General features: G+C 70.8%; 2 protein-coding genes. Both read right to left on the bottom strand.

What is annotated here, in order from left to right; genetic code table 11:
- On the bottom strand, positions 1-117 hold a 117-nt coding region (locus SB754_RS21135; protein WP_410784302.1), incomplete at its 3' end, for a sugar phosphate nucleotidyltransferase.
- 62 nt (positions 118-179) lie between these two features.
- Positions 180-260 (bottom strand): AraC family transcriptional regulator (locus SB754_RS21130; protein ID WP_410784301.1); only part of this gene is annotated, 81 nt, incomplete at its 5' end.

Below are 260 nucleotides of genomic sequence, written 5' to 3'. Positions count from 1 at the left end.
CTCCGCGCCGTCCAGCGCCAGCAATTGCTTGGGATAGGCCTTGCGTGAGAGAGGCCAAAGGCGCGAGCCGGCGCCGCCGGAGAGGATGACGGGGTGGATTCTCGTCGAAGTCGCCACGGCGCGGTCTCGGTCTGGTCAGCGATGGACGCACCATAGGGGTCGCGGGCGGGCGCGAAAAGCTAGCGATCCTCCGAGGGCGCGCGGCCGAAGCGCTGGCGGTAGCTGCGCGAGAAGTGCGCGGCCGACGCGAAGCCGCAGGC

The organism is Leifsonia sp. SIMBA_070, from assembly GCF_046534635.1.
Classification (GTDB): domain Bacteria; phylum Actinomycetota; class Actinomycetes; order Actinomycetales; family Microbacteriaceae; genus Leifsonia.
This window is presented reverse-complemented; position numbering and strand designations above follow the sequence as displayed.